Origin of the sequence: Mesorhizobium sp. M0208, assembly GCF_040322015.1 — a bacterium.
Lineage (GTDB): Bacteria > Pseudomonadota > Alphaproteobacteria > Rhizobiales > Rhizobiaceae > Mesorhizobium.
The window spans coordinates 249,626-265,037 of the sequence record NZ_JAMYSP010000002.1 but is presented as its reverse complement, the minus strand read 5'-3'; the positions used below and the strand labels follow the sequence as shown (position 1 = coordinate 265,037).

Below are 15,412 nucleotides of genomic sequence, written 5' to 3'. Positions count from 1 at the left end.
ACGGCACCGCTTGAGATGGGTGCGCATGCTTTCTTTTGTGGAAGGTTCGGGATTAAGGCTACACTTCGCCGCTGTAAACCGCCAAGCATGGCCTGGAAAATTTTGGAAGCAGCTTCTTGAACGACGAGACGCCCATTCGAAGCGACAATGCCACGCCGGCCTTCGCGCCGGCGACGCCGATGATGGAGCAGTATATCGAGATCAAGGCGGCGAACCCGGATTCGCTGCTGTTCTACCGCATGGGCGATTTCTACGAGCTGTTCTTCGACGACGCCGAGAAAGCAAGCCGGGCGCTCGGCATCGTGCTGACTAAGCGCGGCAAGCACCAGGGGCTCGACATCCCGATGTGCGGCGTGCCGGTGCATGCCGCCGACGATTATCTGCAGAAGCTGATCGGCCAGGGGTTCCGCGTCGCCGTCTGCGAGCAGATCGAGGATCCGACGGAGGCCAGGAAGCGCGGCGGCAAATCGGTGGTGCGCCGCGACGTGGTGCGGCTGGTAACGCCCGGCACCATCACCGAAGACAAATTGCTGGCGCCGTCGGAATCGAGTTTTCTGATGGCGCTGGGACGGGTCAAGGGCGGGGCCGAGCATTCCTTTGCCTTGGCCTGGATCGAGATCTCGACCGGTGTCTTCCGCGTCGCCGAGACCACCGCCGACCGGCTGCTCGCCGATGTCTTCCGCGTCGACCCGCGCGAGCTGATCGTCGCCGAGCCGGTGTTTTACGACCCGGAGCTGAAACCGGTCTTCGACGTGCTCGGCCGTGTCGCCAGCCCGCAGCCGCCGTCGCTGTTCGATTCGGCTTCGGCCGCCGGCCGCATCGCGCGCTTCTTCGAGGTGGCGACCCCTGACAGTTTCGGCTCGTTTTCGCGCGCCGAGCTGTCGGCGATCTCAGGCGTCATCGCCTATGTCGAAAAGACGCAGAAAGCCGAGCGGCCGCCGCTGTCGCGGCCGGAGCGCGAGGAGCAGGGCTCGACGCTGTTCATCGACCCGGCGACGCGCGCCAACCTGGAACTGCTGCGCACGCTGTCCGGCAGCCGCGACGGATCGCTGTTCAAGGCGATCGACCGCACGGTGACCGGCGGCGGTGCAAGGCTGCTCGCCGACCGGCTGATGGCGCCGCTGACCGATCCGGCGGCAATCGCTGCAAGGCTGGACTCGGTGTCGTTCTTCCGCTCCGAGACGCGCCTTTGCCAGGCGGTGCGGGCAAGCCTGAAGAGCGTTGCCGACATGCCGCGCGCGCTGTCCAGGCTGGCGCTCAACCGCGGCGGCCCGCGCGACCTCGGCGCGCTGCGCGCCGGTTTCGAAGCGGCCGGCGCCATCGCCGAACTGTTCGGCCAGATCGCCTTGCCGGGCGAACTGGCCGCGGCGTTGGGAGCTATCAAGACGCTGCCCAATGAACTGGCGGCGCATCTGGCGCAGGCGCTGAGCGACGAGCTGCCGTTGCTCAAGCGCGACGGCGGCTTCGTCCGCGGCGGCTACCACGCCGAACTCGACGAGATGCGGGCGTTGCGCGACGAGTCGCGAAAAGTGATCGCCGGGCTGGAGCGCTCGCTGATCGACGAGACCGGCATCCGCTCGCTGAAGATCAGGCACAACAATGTGCTGGGCTATTATATCGAAGTCATCGCCAATCATCATGCGCTGATGACCGGCAGCGACGGCGCCAGGGCGCGCTTCATCCATCGCCAGACCATGGCCAACGCCATGCGCTTCACCACCACCGAACTCGCCGAGCTGGAAACCAAGATCGCCAATGCGGCCGACCGGGCGCTGGCGATCGAGCTTGCCGCTTTCGAGGCGCTGACGGCGCAAGTGGTCGGCCACGCCGACAGGATCCGTGCCGGCGCCGAAGCGCTCGCCGTGCTCGACGTTTCGGCCGCACTTGCCTTGCTTTCCGAGAGCGAGGCCTGGTGCCGGCCGTTGGTCGATGCGAGCCTTGCCTTCGAGATTTCGGGCGGACGCCACCCGGTGGTCGAACAGGCGCTGCGGCGTTCCGGCGAAGGCCCGTTCGTCGCCAATGATTGCGATCTGTCGCCGCAAGGCGATGCCAAGACCGGCGCGATCTGGCTGCTGACCGGCCCCAATATGGGCGGCAAGTCGACCTTCCTCAGGCAAAACGCGCTGATCGCCATCCTTGCCCAGACCGGTTCCTTCGTGCCCGCGGCATCAGCCCATATCGGCGTCGTCGATCGGTTGTTTTCGCGGGTCGGCGCCTCCGACGACCTGGCGCGCGGCCGCTCGACTTTCATGGTCGAGATGGTCGAGACGGCGGCGATCCTCAACCAGGCAGGCGAGCGCGCACTGGTCATCCTCGACGAGATCGGCCGCGGCACCGCCACTTTCGACGGCCTGTCGATTGCCTGGGCGGCGGTCGAATATCTGCACGAGAAGAACCGCTGCCGGGCGATCTTCGCCACGCATTTCCACGAAATGACGGCGCTGGCCGGGAAACTTACACGGCTCCACAACGTCACCATGCGGGTCAAGGAATGGGAAGGCGACGTGGTCTTCCTGCACGAGGTCGGCAAGGGTGCGGCCGACCGTTCCTACGGCGTCCAGGTGGCGCGGCTGGCCGGCCTGCCGGAAGCCGTCGTCGGCCGGGCCAAAGAAGTGCTGCACCAGCTCGAAGCCGGCGAGGTCTCGGGCAAGGCCAACCGTCTGGTCGACGACCTGCCGCTGTTTTCTGTGGCGGCGCAGCGGGAAGCGTCGAAGCCGGCGAAGAGTGATGGGCTGGGTTTGGCGCTAGCGGAGATCAATCCCGACGAGATGACGCCAAGGGAGGCGCTGGAGGCGCTGTACAGATTGAAGGGGATGCTGGCGAAGTAGGGCTTCTGCAATCGGAGCGGCGTCGGCGAAACCGCCAATCTCCCCCTCGAGGGACCCACCAGGGGGGAGATTGGCAGCTTCACCCTCAAATCATCGCCAAGCCCGACTTCCGCCTCGGCGGTGGGAAGGCGCGGTCAATTTCGGCGAAATCTTCGCTCGTGAGCTCGATGTCCAACGCCGCGGCATTCTGCCGGATATGCTCCGGGCGACTGGCCTTCGGAATGGCGATCACGCCCTGCTGCGCCATCACCCATGCAAGTGCGATCTGCGCCGGCGTCGCACCGTGGCGGGCGGCGATGGCATCTAACCTGGCGTTCCGCGCCAATACCCCCTGATCGACCGGCGAATAGGCCATCAGCGGCATGCCGCGTTGCCGGCTCCACGGGGCAAGGTCGAACTCGACGCCGCGCTGCGACAGATTGTAGAGCACCTGATTGGTCTGGACGTTGCCGCCGGCCGGCAACCGAACCAGCTCTTCCATCTCATCGGTATCGAAATTGCTGACGCCCCAATGGCGGATCTTGCCGGCCGCCTTCAACGCTTCGAACGCCTCTACCGTCTCCATCAAAGGAACGCTGCCCGGCCAATGCAAGAGATAGAGATCGATGCGGTCGGTGGCGAGATGCCTCAGGCTGTTCTCGCAGGCCCGTTTCACGCCGGCGCGCGAGGCATTGGACGGCAGCACTTTGGAGACCAGGAAAACCTCGTCGCGGTGCCCGGCGATGGCCTCGGCCCCCACCTGCTCGGCACCGCCGCTGGCATACATTTCGGCGGTGTCGATCAGCGTCATGCCGAGATCCAGCCCTAGCTTCAGGGCATTGGCCTCGTCGGCGCGGCGGCGGCCGTCCTCGCCCATCTTCCAGGTGCCCTGGCCGAGCACCGGCACGGCTTCGCCGCAGGGCAGGGTGGTCGTTCTTATCGTCGATGCCATGGCATGCTCCAGTCCGAGGCCCGGATAGCACCATAGCCGCCAAGGGAAATCCAGGTGAAGCAGAAATCCAGGTGAAGCCTCTCGCCAGGATTCCCCGACAGCGTGACGCCTACTTCACCGGATGGGCGGCGAGCCAGTCTTGCATCTGCTTGATCTCGGCTTGCTGCGCGGCGATCACTGCTTCCGCCAGCTTGCGGATTTCCGGATCCTTGCCATTGGCGAGCTCGATCTTGGCCATATCGATGGCCGCCTGGTGATGCGGGATCATGCCGCGGGCGAAATCGACATCGGCATTGCCGGAATATTCGATTGCCATCATGTCGGTATGCATCTTGTCCATCGCCGCCTTGTAGCCCTCGGTCGAGGGGCTCTGCGCGCCCATTGCGCCCATGTCGTGCTTCATCTCCTCGGCTTGTGCCGGAACGCTTTCGAGGAAAACAGCAAGCAGCATTCCCGCCGCCATCATCAGCAGCACGATCTTCTTGGCCAAGGTCATTCATCGTCTCCTTTTTGAACAGGGTCTATCTGGAAGTTTTACTCAGAGTTTCAACGTCCTGAGCCGCAATGCGTTGGCGATGACCGAAACCGAAGACAGGCTCATCGCCGCCGCCGCGAGCATCGGCGACAACAGCGTGCCGGTGAGCGGATAGAGCACGCCGGCAGCGACCGGCACGCCAAGCACATTGTAGAGGAAAGCGAAAAACAGGTTCTGGCGGATGTTGCGGATCGTCGCGCGGGCCAGCGTCCTGGCCCTGACGATGCCGTTGAGATCGCCCTTGACCAGCGTTATTCCCGCGCTTTCGACCGCAACATCGGCGCCTGTGCCCATCGCGATGCCGACATCGGCGGCGGCAAGTGCGGGCGCATCGTTGACGCCATCGCCGGCCATGGCGACGCCCGCACCGCCGGCACGCAATTCCTCGACCAGCGCGTTCTTCTGTTCGGGCAAAAGCCCGGCACGCACCGCGTCGATGCCGAGCTTGGCGGCGATGGCCTTGGCGGTGCGCTCATTGTCGCCGGTCGCCATGACGATCTTCAGCCCGCTGTCATGCAGCGCCTTGATCGCCTCGGCGGTCGTCGCCTTGATCGGATCGGCGACGGCAACGAGGCCGGCGAGCTTGCCTGCGACAGCGACGAACATCGCGGTCTTGCCATCGGCCTGCAGCGCCTCGGCACTGGCCAGGACCGATGCCGTGTCGATGCCGAGATCGGCCATCATCGCGGCGTTGCCGAGCGCCACCTTCTGTCCCGAGACCGTGCCCGAAACGCCCTTGCCGGTGACGGCCTCGAAGCCGCTCGCGTCGGGGACCTTCACGTAGCGTTCGTGGGCGCCGTCGACGATAGCCTCGGCCAGCGGATGCTCCGAGCCTTTTTCCAGCCCGGCGGCGAGCGCCAGCAGATCGTCTTGTGCCATGCCTTCGACGGCGACGACGTCGGTCAGTCGCGGCCGGCCTTCCGTCAGCGTTCCCGTCTTGTCGACGATCAGCGTGTCGACCGAGGCAAAACGTTCGAGCGCCGCCGCTTCCTTGATCAGCACGCCGGCATGCGCGCCGCGCCCGGTGGCGGTCATGATCGACATTGGTGTCGCGAGGCCCAGTGCGCACGGACAGGCAATGATCAGCACCGAGACCGCCGCGACGACGGCAAAGACCAGGCTGGGTTGCGGTCCGATGACCGCCCAGGCGACGAACGCAATGATCGCGACCAGAACGACAGCCGGGACGAAGTAGAACGACACGCGGTCGGCCAGCCCCTGGATCGGTGCGCGTGAACGCTGCGCCTTGGCGACCAGCTCGACGATGCGTGCCAGCGTCGTCTCGGCGCCGATCTTTTCGGCGCGCATGACCAGGGAGCCGTTCTTGTTGAGCGTGCCGCCGGTGAGGTTGTCGCCTTCGGTCTTTTCGACCGGCAGCGGCTCGCCCGTGATCATCGATTCGTCGATGGAGGAGCGTCCTTCGAGCACAATGCCGTCGACCGGCACGGCATCGCCGGGGCGGATGCGCAAGCGGTCGCCGGCCTTGATCGTATCGAGCGGCACGTCGTTTTCGGAACCGTCCGCGCCGATCAGCCGCGCCGTCTTCGGCGCCAGGTCGAGCAGCGCACGGATCGCCGACCCGGTTTTCTCGCGGGCACGCAATTCCAGCACCTGGCCGAGGAATACCAGCGCGACGATCACCGCCGCCGCCTCGAAATAGACCGGCACGGTGCCGTCATGGCCGCGGAACTGGTGCGGAAAGAGGCCCGGAAACAGGGTGGCGACGACGCTGTAGAGATAGGCGGCACCGACGCCGAGCGAAATCAGCGTCCACATATTGGGGCTGCGGTTCAGGATCGAATCCCAGCCGCGGTGGAAGAACGGGAATGCCGCCCACAGCACCACGGGACTGGCCAGCGCCAGTTCCAGCCCGACCTTCGCACCGTCGTGGATGAAAGCCTGGAACGTCAGGCCGAGCATCGGTGCCATGGCGATGACCAGCAACGGCACGGACAGCACTGCGCTCACCCAGAAACGCCTGGTGAAGTCGACCAGTTCGGGGTTCGGTCCCTCGTCGCCGGTAGGCACCCCCATCGGCTCTAGCGCCATGCCGCAGATCGGGCAGGAGCCGGGCTTGTCGCGGATGATTTCCGGGTGCATCGGGCAGGTGTATTGCGTACCTTTCGGCATCGCCTGCGGCGCCGGCCTGTCGCCGAGATACTTTGCCGGCTCGGCCTCGAATTTCGCCTGGCAAGCGGCGGAGCAGAAATAGAAACCCTGGCCCGCGTGCCGCAAAAAGTGCCTGGCCGTGGCGCGGTCGACGCTCATGCCGCAGACGGGATCGTTGGCCGTCAGGTATTTTTCCGGCTCGGCGATGAATTTCGAGCGGCAGCTTTCGCTGCAGAAATGATAGCGATGGCCGCCATGCTCGGCGGTCGGCTTGCCGGCAGCCGGATCGAGGGTCATGCCGCAGACCGGATCGCGGGCGACGGCGTCCGCAGCAGAGGTGGCGCCTTTTGCCGAGCAACAGCTGCCATGGGCGTGATGATGGTGGTCGGAATGCGTCATGCCGAAAGCCCCTGTATTTCGATGTTGCGGCGGAGGTAGTGCTTCCAGTAACTGGAAGGTCAAGGGCCGATTTTCGATTTTTCGCGGCCAATCCCAAGCCGAACCGGCTGCGGGCACGAGACGATCGTCCTGTTCCACCCCTGCGGAGAACGCGTCCGTCAGCCCCATACCCAGCGCCGCGAAAACGCGCTATAGACGCCGCCGAAACGGCGAGGCCGAACGGCATCCATGGCAAGAATATCACTGAAGCTCGAGGAATTGGTCGACGGCGAGGCCTTGCGTCGCGAGATGACCGAAGTGACCGCGGCCACGGCAGGCGACGGTTCGGGCAAGGCCGCGCGCAGCGGTGTTCTCAAGCTCCTCAAAAGCCGGCTCGCCGACGGCCGCACGGTCGCCGAACGCATGCTGATGGACGACGGCAGCGGCACCGCCTGCGCCGCCCGGCTGTCGCATCTGATGGACGAGATCATCCGCGCGCTCTACGATTTCGCCGCCACCCACGTCTATCGCGTGAAAAACCCGTCATCCGCCGAGCGCATGGCGGTCGTCGCCGTCGGCGGCTACGGCCGCGGCACGCTGGCGCCGGGCTCCGACATCGATCTCCTGTTCCTGCTGCCCTACAAGCAGACGCCGTGGGGCGAGCAGATTGTCGAATACATGCTCTACATGCTGTGGGATCTGGGGCTGAAGGTCGGCCACGCCACGCGCAACATCGACGAATGCCTCAGACTGTCGCGCACCGACGTCACCATCCGCACCTCGATCCTGGAAGCGCGTTTCCTATGGGGCGAGCAAAAACTCTATGACGAGCTTTTGCAGCGCTTCGACCACGAAGTGGTGCGCACTACCGGGCCCGAATATGTTCAGGCCAAGCTCGCCGAACGCGACGAGCGCCACGCCAAGGCCGGCGAGAGCCGCTATCTGGTCGAACCCAACGTCAAGGACGGCAAGGGCGGCCTGCGCGACCTGCAGACGCTGTTCTGGATCGGCAAATATTTCTACCGGGTGCGCACCGGCGAGGAACTGGTCGAAAAGGGTGTCTTCACCGACGCCGAATACAGGGAATTCCAGAAGGCCGAGGACTTCCTGTGGGCGGTGCGCTGCCACATGCATTTCCTCACCGGCAAGGCCGAGGAGCGGCTGCATTTCGACATCCAGCGCGACATTGCCGAGCGGCTCGGCTACACCACCCATCCCGGCCTGTCGGCGGTCGAGCGCTTCATGAAGCACTACTTCCTCGTCGCCAAGGACGTCGGTGACCTGACCCGCATTTTCTGCGCCGCGCTCGAGGAGGAGCAGGCCAAGCATGTGCCGGGCTTCAACCGCATTTTCCTCACCTTCTCGCGGCGCAAACGCAAGCTCGCCGGCACGGCCGACTTCATCGTCGACAACCACCGCATCAACATTGCCGACGACGAGGTGTTCGAGCGCGATCCGGTCAACCTGCTCAGGCTGTTCTGGTTTGCCGACAGGCACGGCCTGGAATTCCACCCCGATGCGCTGAAGCTTCTCACCCGTTCGCTCGGCCTCGTCGGCAAGGCGCTCAGGCGCGACGAGGAGGCCAACCGGCTGTTCCTCGACATCTTGACCTCGGACCGCAACGCCGAGCTCAACTTGCGGCGCATGAACGAGGCCGGACTGCTTGCCAAGCTAATCCCGGACTTCGGCAAGATCGTCGCCATGATGCAATTCTCGATGTACCACCACTACACGGTGGACGAGCATTTGATCCGCTGCATCGGCGTGCTGGCCGAGATCGAACGCGGCGACGGCGAAAAGATCCATCCGCTCTCCCACTCGCTGATGCCGGGGCTGAAGAAGAGCCGCGAGGCGCTCTATGTCGCAGTGCTGCTGCACGACATCGCCAAAGGCAGGCCGGAGGACCATTCGCAAGCCGGCGCCAGGATCGCCCGGCGCATCTGCCCGCATATGGGGCTCTCGCCGGCCGACACCGAAACGGTTGCCTGGCTGGTCGAGAACCACCTCGTCATGTCGATGACGGCGCAGACCCGCGATCTCAACGACCGCAAGACGATCGAGGACTTTGCCGCCATAGTGCAGTCGGTCGAACGGCTGAAGATGCTTTTAGTGCTTACCGTCTGCGATATCCGTGGCGTCGGGCCTGGTGTCTGGAATGGCTGGAAGGGCCAGTTGCTGCGCACGCTCTACTACGAGACCGAGCTTTTGTTGACCGGCGGGTTTTCGGAGGTGTCGCGCGCCAAACGGACGGCGGCGGCGCGCGAACAACTGGCCGAGGCGCTTGCCGACTGGCCGGAAAAGGCCCGCAAGCGTTATGTCGGCCAGCACTACGAGAACTATCTGCTGGCGGTCGATCTTCCCGACCAGCTCCGCCATGCCGAATTCATCCGCGAAGCCGACCATGCCGGCAAGAAGCTCGCCACCATGGTGAAAACCCACCAGTTCGAGGCGGTGACCGAGATCACCGTGCTGGCGCAGGACCATCCGCGCCTGCTCTCGGTGATTGCCGGCGCCTGTGCCGCGGCCGGCGGCAACATCGTCGACGCGCAGATCTTCACCACCTCGGATGGCCGCGCGCTCGACACCATCCTGATCTCGAGGGAGTTCGACCGCGACGAGGACGAGCGCCGCCGCGCCGAGCGCGTCGGCCGGCTGATCGAGGACGTGCTGTCGGGCAAGAGCTGGCTGCCTGAAATGATCGAGAAGCGCACCAAGCCGCGGCGCGGCGCCAAGGTTTTCCGCATCCCGCCACGCGCCGAGATCCGCAACACGCTGTCGAACCGGTTCTCGGTGATCGAGGTCGAGGGGCTGGATAGGCCGGGCCTTCTGTCGGAGATCACCGGCATGTTGTCGGACCTGTCGCTCGACATCGCCTCGGCCCACATCACCACCTTCGGCGAAAAGGTCATCGACACGTTCTACGTCACCGATCTCACCGGCCAGAAGATCGACAGCCCGTCGCGTACGGCGACCATCCGCAACAGGCTGATCGCGGTGCTCGAGGGCACGGCGTCCGAGCGCGGCAAGACCAAAACGGCCGCCGAGTGACTGTTACCTTCCATTTGCCCCAATCCCACAGGCAGTCTTCAAGCGCATGAGCCTTGTCAAGAAATTCGCCACGGTCGCTTCCGGCACGCTGATGAGCCGCGCCCTCGGCTTCGGCCGCGAGATGCTGATGGCCGCCGCACTCGGCACCGGGCCGATCGCCGACGCCTTCAACGCCGCCTTCCAGTTCCCCAACACCTTTCGCCGGCTGTTCGCCGAAGGCGCCTTCAACGCCGCCTTCGTGCCGCTGTTCGCCAAGGAGATCGAGACGCACGGCACCGACGGCGCCAAGCGCTTTTCCGAAGAGGTGTTCGGCGTCTTGTTCACCGCGCTTCTGGCGCTGACCATCGCCATGGAACTGGCGATGCCGCTGATCGTGCGCTACCTGGTGGCGCCGGGCTTTGCCGACACGCCGGGAAAATTCGAAACGACGGTGGCACTGGCGACCGTGATGTTCCCCTACCTGATCTGCATGTCGCTCGGCGCCATGATGGCCGGCATGCTGAATTCGCTGCGCCGCTATTTCGCCGCCGCGGTGGCGCCGGTGTTCCTCAACGTCATCCTCATCGCCGTGCTCGCCTATGCCTGGTACAAGGGTTCGGACGCCCGCACCGTTGGTTTCGGCCTGGCCTGGGGTGTGCTGGCGGCCGGCCTGGTGCAACTGGCGATCGTCTGGGCGGCGGTGCGCCATGCCGGCATCTCGATCGGCTTCCGCCGGCCGAAGATGACGCCGAACGTCAAGCGGCTGCTGATCCTGGCGCTGCCGGCGGCTATCACCGGCGGCATCACCCAGATCAATCAGCTGATCGGCACGGCGATCGCGTCGGCGCAGGACAGCGCGGTGTCGTCGCTGGCCTATGCCGACCGCGTTTACCAGCTGCCGTTGGGCGTCGTCGGCGTCGCCGTCGCCATCGTGCTTCTGCCGGAACTGTCGCGGGCGCTGAAATCGGGCAATCTGGTCGAGGCCGCCAATCTGCAGAACCGCTCGGTCGAGTTCACTCTGTTCATGACGTTGCCGGCGGCGGCCGCGCTGCTGGTCATGTCCGAGCCGATCGTGCGGCTGGTCTATGAGCGCGGCGCCTTCGCCGCCAACAATTCGACGCCGACGGTCGCGGCAATCCTGGCGATCTTCGGCCTCGGCCTGCCGGCCTTCGTGCTGATCAAGGCGTTCACCCCAGGCTATTTCGCCCGCGAGGACACGCGCACGCCGATGATTTTTGCCGCCATCTCGGTGGCGGTTAACATTACGACGGCGCTGACGCTGTTTCCGATCATGGGCGCGCCCGGCATTGCCGTTGCCTCCGCCGTCGCCGGCTGGGTCAATGCGGCGATGCTGCTCGCCGTGCTGATCCGGCGCGGCCATTGGGGCCGCGACGTGCCGCTCATGAAACGCATCCCGCGGCTGGTGCTGTCGGCGGCGGTGATGGCCGCGGCGCTCTATTTTGCCGAACACTGGTTCGCCGCAAGTCTCGGCTCCGGCTCGCCGCTGGTGATCAAGGCGGTAATCTTGCTTGCGCTCGTCGCCGGCGGCGCGCTGCTTTACTTCGTCACCGCCTTCGCCACCGGCGGCGCCGATTTCGGCATGATCCGCCGCAATATCGGGCGGAAGGCGTCCCAGCCGGTCAAGGAGCACTCTCCGGATCCGTGAGGGGGAAAATTCATCAGCGCCAATTTTGTTCTTGCTTTGTGCCGGCAGCTATGCTACTAATCTCGGTATGGTGCTAATTGGCTCCAACGACCCGCCCACCGAGGCGGGTTTTTATTCTGGTCGGCGCCATCCCTCAAACAGCCGTCTGTTCGGCCGACGTCAAAGCCTGCGCGCCCTGGCCAACGCCCCTCTTGATCGTCTCCTCGCTCTCGTCCATAAGCGCGCCGTCGCAAGACTTTCGCCGCGCGCGAAACGGCCCTCCACAAGCCAGGGAAACACCATGACCGATCAGCCCGCCTTCAAACAGCTCGTCTTTTCCGGCGTCCAGCCAACCGGCAATCTGCATCTCGGCAATTATCTCGGCGCCATCAAGAAATTCGTCGCCCTGCAGGACACCTCCGATTGCATCTACTGCGTCGTCGACCTGCATTCGCTGACCGCACAGCTCGTCCATCAGGATCTGCAGGACCAGACGCGGTCGATCACCGCGGCGTTTCTCGCCTCCGGCATCGACCCGACCAAGCACATCGTCTTCAACCAGTCGCGGGTGATGCAGCACGCCGAGCTTGCCTGGATCTTCAACTGCGTGGCGCGCATCGGCTGGATGAACAGGATGACGCAGTTCAAGGACAAGGCCGGCAAGGACCGCGAGAACGCCTCGCTCGGCCTGCTCGCCTATCCCTCCCTGATGGCCGCCGACATCCTCGTCTACCGCGCCACCCACGTGCCGGTCGGCGACGACCAGAAGCAGCATCTGGAGCTGACCCGCGACATCGCGCAGAAATTCAACAACGACTTTTCGGACCGCATCGCAGCGCTTGGCGTCGGCGTCGAGATGCAGGTCGGCGAAGAGACGGTGAACGGCTATTTCCCGCTGACCGAGCCGGTCATCGGCGGCCCGGCGGCGCGCATCATGTCGCTGCGCGACGGTTCGAAGAAGATGTCGAAATCCGATCCGTCGGACCTGTCGCGCATCAACCTGACTGACGATGCCGACGCCATCTCGAAGAAGATCCGCAAGGCCAAGACCGACCCGGAGGCTTTGCCCGGCGAACTGGACGGCCTTGCCGGCCGGCCGGAAGCGGAGAACCTCGTCGGCATCTATGCCGGCCTCGCCGAAATATCGAAAGAGGCGGTGCTGCAAGAGTTCGGCGGCCAGCAGTTTTCGGTGTTCAAGCCGGCGCTTGCCGATCTCGCCGTGGAAAAGCTGGCGCCGATCGCCGGTGAGATGCGCCGCATCTCCGGCGACCGCGCCTATGTCGACGCGGTGCTGCGGGATGGCGGCGAGCGTGCCGGCACATTGGCCGAAGCGACCATGAAGACCGTGCGCGACATTATCGGCCTGCTGCAAGGCTGATGCATGTCGCGCAAAGTGTGTAGCGGTTTGCGATAACGACATGCATAAAACAAGAACCTGAAGCGCGTCGCTGGTCGAACGCGACGCGCTTCAAGCCGCACCAATATCGCCACCGCCGCCTGTCGCTTGCGGGCGGGCTGTGGCGGTGGCAGATTGCGACCGAAACCATCGAACAGGGTGAATATGGTCTCCAAACGCCTCAGCCGCGAAGCCGGTCATCGCCGTAAGTTCCTGGCGATCATCGACGACACGCCGGAATGCGAGCGCGCCGTCGCCTATGCCTCGAAGCGGGCGCAAAGCACAGGCGGCGTGCTGGTGCTGCTCTATGTCATCGAGCCGGATGATTTCCAGCACTGGCTGGGCGTCGAGAAGATCATGCGCGAGGAGGCGACCGCCACGGCGCGTGCCGCACTCGACAGCTATGCCAACAAGGTGCGCCAGAAGCTCGGCATCGAGCCGGAACTGGTGGTGCGCGAAGGCAAGCCGACCGAAGAGATTCACAAGCTGATCGAGGAAGACCAGGACATCGCCATCCTGGTGCTGGCGGCAGGCGCCGGCAAGGAGGGGCCGGGGCCGCTGGTCGGCGCGGTCGCCGGCAAGGGCGCCGCCTTTCCGATTCCCGTCACGGTGGTGCCGCAGAACCTGTCGGACGAAGAGATCGACAGCCTCGCCTGAGATGCGCTGATATTCAGGTGAGGCCGGCCTGCAATTGGCGGCTTCCTGCGCTTCCGGTGCTCACGTACCAAAAGTACGCTCCGCTCCGGTTCTCGGAACCCACCATTTTCGGCTCGGCCTGACCTGAATCTCAACACATCTCCAGGCGTTTCAGGGCGCTAGCAAAACATTCCGCCAGCCAGCCGTTCCCCGCGATGCCTTTCGCTTGAATGTCGGGCGGATAAAGCCTAATTAGAACTATTCCAAACTAGTTGCCCGAAATGGGCACGGAGACGGCCATGTTCATCCAGACCGAGTCGACGCCAAACCCGGCGACGCTGAAATTCCTGCCCGGCAAGGAAGTGCTGCAAGAAGGCACCGCCGATTTCCGCGATGCCGATAGCGCCGCGACGGCTTCGCCGCTCGCCGGCCGGCTGTTCGAAATCCCCGGCGTCACCGGCGTCTTCTTCGGCTATGATTTCATCACCGTGACCAAGGACGGCCCCGACTGGCAGCATCTGAAGCCGGCTATCCTCGGCGCCATCATGGAGCATTTCATGTCCGGCGCCCCGGTGATGGCCAAGGCCGGCCCCGCCGCCGAGACCAGCCAGACCGGCGAATTCTACGACAAGGCCGACGAGGAGTTGGTCGTCACCATCAAGGAGCTGCTCGACACGCGGGTGCGCCCAGCGGTGGCCCAGGATGGCGGCGACATCACCTTCCGCGGCTTTGAGAACGGCACCGTGTTCCTGCACATGAAGGGCGCCTGCGCCGGCTGTCCGTCGTCGACGGCGACGCTGAAGCACGGCATCCAGAACCTGCTCCGGCACTTTGTGCCGGAAGTGCAGCACGTCGAACAGGTCTCCTGACGCACCGTTCCATCGTCAACGTCGATAGACAACAAAAAACCGGGCCAAAGTGCCCGGTTTTCTGTTTGCGACGTCTGTGTTGTTGCCTAGACGGTCCGCGTATAAGGGTTTTATATCACAATGACCTTGGCGCCGACCGAGGTGCGGTCGTAGAGGTCGATAATGTCCTGGTTCATCAGCCGGATGCAGCCCGACGACATCGCCTTGCCGATCGAATTCCATTCCGGGCTGCCATGCAGGCGATAACCCATGTCGCCGCCCTTGTTGAACAGGTACATGGCGCGCGCGCCGAGCGGGTTCTTCAACCCCGGCTCCATGCCACCGGCAAACTTGGCCAACTCCGGCTGGCGCTTGATCATCTGCGAAGGCGGTGTCCAGGTCGGCCATTCGCGCTTCAGCGCGATATGGGCGGTGCCGTGCCATTCGAAACCCTCACGGCCGACGCCGATGCCGTAGCGCATCGCTTCGCCGTCGCCCATGACGAAAAAGAGGAACTTGTTCTGCGTATCGACGATAATGGTGCCCGGCTTTTCCCTGGTGTCGTAGTCGACGATCTGCCGGCGGTATTTGAACGGCACCTTTTCGATCGGAACGCGCGGCAGGTGATAGCCGGCGTCGGTCACCGCGCCGTAGTTGTTGGTGAAGATCTGCGAGCCGATGGTGCTGCAACCGGCGACAGCCGTCGACAGCGCCAGGGCCGCGACGATTGCAAGTGACTTCATGCGCATGAAAAGGTCCGATGCCTGCCCAAACAACAGCGGCTCGAGTCGGCCGCTTTTTTCATCTTCATTCATGCTGGCATTTGCTTTGCTTGCCAAGCGGGCGATGCCTATATCCTTGCGCTTGCGTGCTGGTAAACCTGCGACTATGGCATTTCGGCAACAGCCCCCGCAGGATTATGTTGCAAAATCAATGGGCCAGGAACAAGGACCAGGAGACGAAGAAATCACCCATGAATGTCGGTGACGCTGCCCGGCGCTCTGGCCTGCGGCCAAGACCATCCGTTGCTACGAGGAGATCGGCCTGAGACGCGGCCGCCGCAGGGGAAAGTCCAGACA

Annotated in this window: 10 protein-coding genes; 6 read left to right on the top strand and 4 right to left on the bottom strand. The window is 64.4% G+C overall.

What is annotated here, in order from left to right; translation table 11 throughout:
• The first annotated feature begins 179 nt into the window (after positions 1-179).
• Positions 180-2,828 carry a DNA mismatch repair protein MutS gene (gene mutS, locus NKJ17_RS03300; protein WP_352506998.1) on the top strand — a complete coding sequence of 883 codons (2,649 nt, stop codon included), beginning with the start codon at positions 180-182 and terminating at the stop codon, positions 2,826-2,828.
• Between the two features lie 85 nt (positions 2,829-2,913).
• On the opposite strand, the gene NKJ17_RS03295 is transcribed toward mutS, so the two are convergent.
• The 3 genes from NKJ17_RS03295 to NKJ17_RS03285 all read right to left on the bottom strand — a co-directional run bounded on the left by NKJ17_RS03295 (position 2,914) and on the right by NKJ17_RS03285 (position 6,802).
• Positions 2,914-3,759 carry an aldo/keto reductase gene (locus NKJ17_RS03295; protein WP_352686938.1) on the bottom strand — a complete coding sequence of 282 codons (846 nt, stop codon included), beginning with the start codon at positions 3,757-3,759 and terminating at the stop codon, positions 2,914-2,916.
• A gap of 109 nt (positions 3,760-3,868) precedes the next feature.
• The gene (gene copM / locus NKJ17_RS03290; protein WP_352455040.1) at positions 3,869-4,255 is read right to left on the bottom strand and encodes a CopM family metallochaperone; all 387 of its coding nucleotides are present in this window, start codon (positions 4,253-4,255) and stop codon (positions 3,869-3,871) included.
• A gap of 42 nt (positions 4,256-4,297) precedes the next feature.
• Entirely contained in the window at positions 4,298-6,802 is a 2,505-nt protein-coding gene (locus tag NKJ17_RS03285) for a heavy metal translocating P-type ATPase (protein WP_352686935.1), read from the bottom strand.
• A 228-nt stretch (positions 6,803-7,030) separates the two neighbouring features.
• Here NKJ17_RS03285 and NKJ17_RS03280 point away from each other — a divergent pair, with 228 nt between their 5' ends.
• The 5 genes from NKJ17_RS03280 (at position 7,031) to NKJ17_RS03260 (ending at position 14,354) form a co-directional block, all read left to right on the top strand.
• Complete coding sequence (locus NKJ17_RS03280) at positions 7,031-9,829, top strand: [protein-PII] uridylyltransferase (RefSeq protein ID WP_352506927.1); 2,799 nt, start codon at positions 7,031-7,033, stop codon at positions 9,827-9,829.
• 46 nt (positions 9,830-9,875) lie between these two features.
• A complete protein-coding gene (murJ, locus tag NKJ17_RS03275) occupies positions 9,876-11,474 on the top strand; it encodes a murein biosynthesis integral membrane protein MurJ (protein WP_352506926.1) in 1,599 nt (532 codons plus the stop codon).
• Positions 11,475-11,754: 280 nt separating this feature from the next.
• Positions 11,755-12,831 (top strand): tryptophan--tRNA ligase, encoded by a 1,077-nt coding sequence (gene trpS / locus NKJ17_RS03270; protein WP_352506925.1) that lies wholly within the window; start codon positions 11,755-11,757, stop codon positions 12,829-12,831.
• Positions 12,832-13,014: 183 nt separating this feature from the next.
• Positions 13,015-13,506: a universal stress protein gene (locus NKJ17_RS03265; protein ID WP_023717912.1), complete on the top strand. Its 492-nt coding sequence runs from the start codon at positions 13,015-13,017 to the stop codon at positions 13,504-13,506.
• Between the two features lie 278 nt (positions 13,507-13,784).
• Positions 13,785-14,354, top strand: a complete 570-nt coding sequence (locus NKJ17_RS03260) for a NifU family protein (protein WP_023676386.1) — start codon at positions 13,785-13,787, stop codon at positions 14,352-14,354.
• Between the two features lie 110 nt (positions 14,355-14,464).
• Here the strand turns inward: NKJ17_RS03260 and NKJ17_RS03255 are convergent, their stop codons facing one another.
• The gene (locus NKJ17_RS03255) at positions 14,465-15,082 is read right to left on the bottom strand and encodes a L,D-transpeptidase (protein ID WP_352506997.1); all 618 of its coding nucleotides are present in this window, start codon (positions 15,080-15,082) and stop codon (positions 14,465-14,467) included.
• Positions 15,083-15,412 lie beyond the last annotated feature (330 nt).

What these genes read in the sequence shown, in the direction of transcription:
- trpS (WP_352506925.1), top strand. Translation starts at nt 11,755, where the DNA reads ATGACCGATCAGCCCGCCTTCAAACAGCTCGTCTTTTCCGGCGTCCAG.
- NKJ17_RS03255 (WP_352506997.1), bottom strand. Translation starts at nt 15,082, where the DNA reads ATGCGCATGAAGTCACTTGCAATCGTCGCGGCCCTGGCGCTGTCGACG.
- NKJ17_RS03260 (WP_023676386.1), top strand. Translation starts at nt 13,785, where the DNA reads ATGTTCATCCAGACCGAGTCGACGCCAAACCCGGCGACGCTGAAATTC.
- NKJ17_RS03285 (WP_352686935.1), bottom strand. Translation starts at nt 6,802, where the DNA reads ATGACGCATTCCGACCACCATCATCACGCCCATGGCAGCTGTTGCTCG.
- copM (WP_352455040.1), bottom strand. Translation starts at nt 4,255, where the DNA reads ATGACCTTGGCCAAGAAGATCGTGCTGCTGATGATGGCGGCGGGAATG.
- murJ (WP_352506926.1), top strand. Translation starts at nt 9,876, where the DNA reads ATGAGCCTTGTCAAGAAATTCGCCACGGTCGCTTCCGGCACGCTGATG.
- mutS (WP_352506998.1), top strand. Translation starts at nt 180, where the DNA reads ATGATGGAGCAGTATATCGAGATCAAGGCGGCGAACCCGGATTCGCTG.
- NKJ17_RS03280 (WP_352506927.1), top strand. Translation starts at nt 7,031, where the DNA reads ATGGCAAGAATATCACTGAAGCTCGAGGAATTGGTCGACGGCGAGGCC.
- NKJ17_RS03295 (WP_352686938.1), bottom strand. Translation starts at nt 3,759, where the DNA reads ATGGCATCGACGATAAGAACGACCACCCTGCCCTGCGGCGAAGCCGTG.
- NKJ17_RS03265 (WP_023717912.1), top strand. Translation starts at nt 13,015, where the DNA reads ATGGTCTCCAAACGCCTCAGCCGCGAAGCCGGTCATCGCCGTAAGTTC.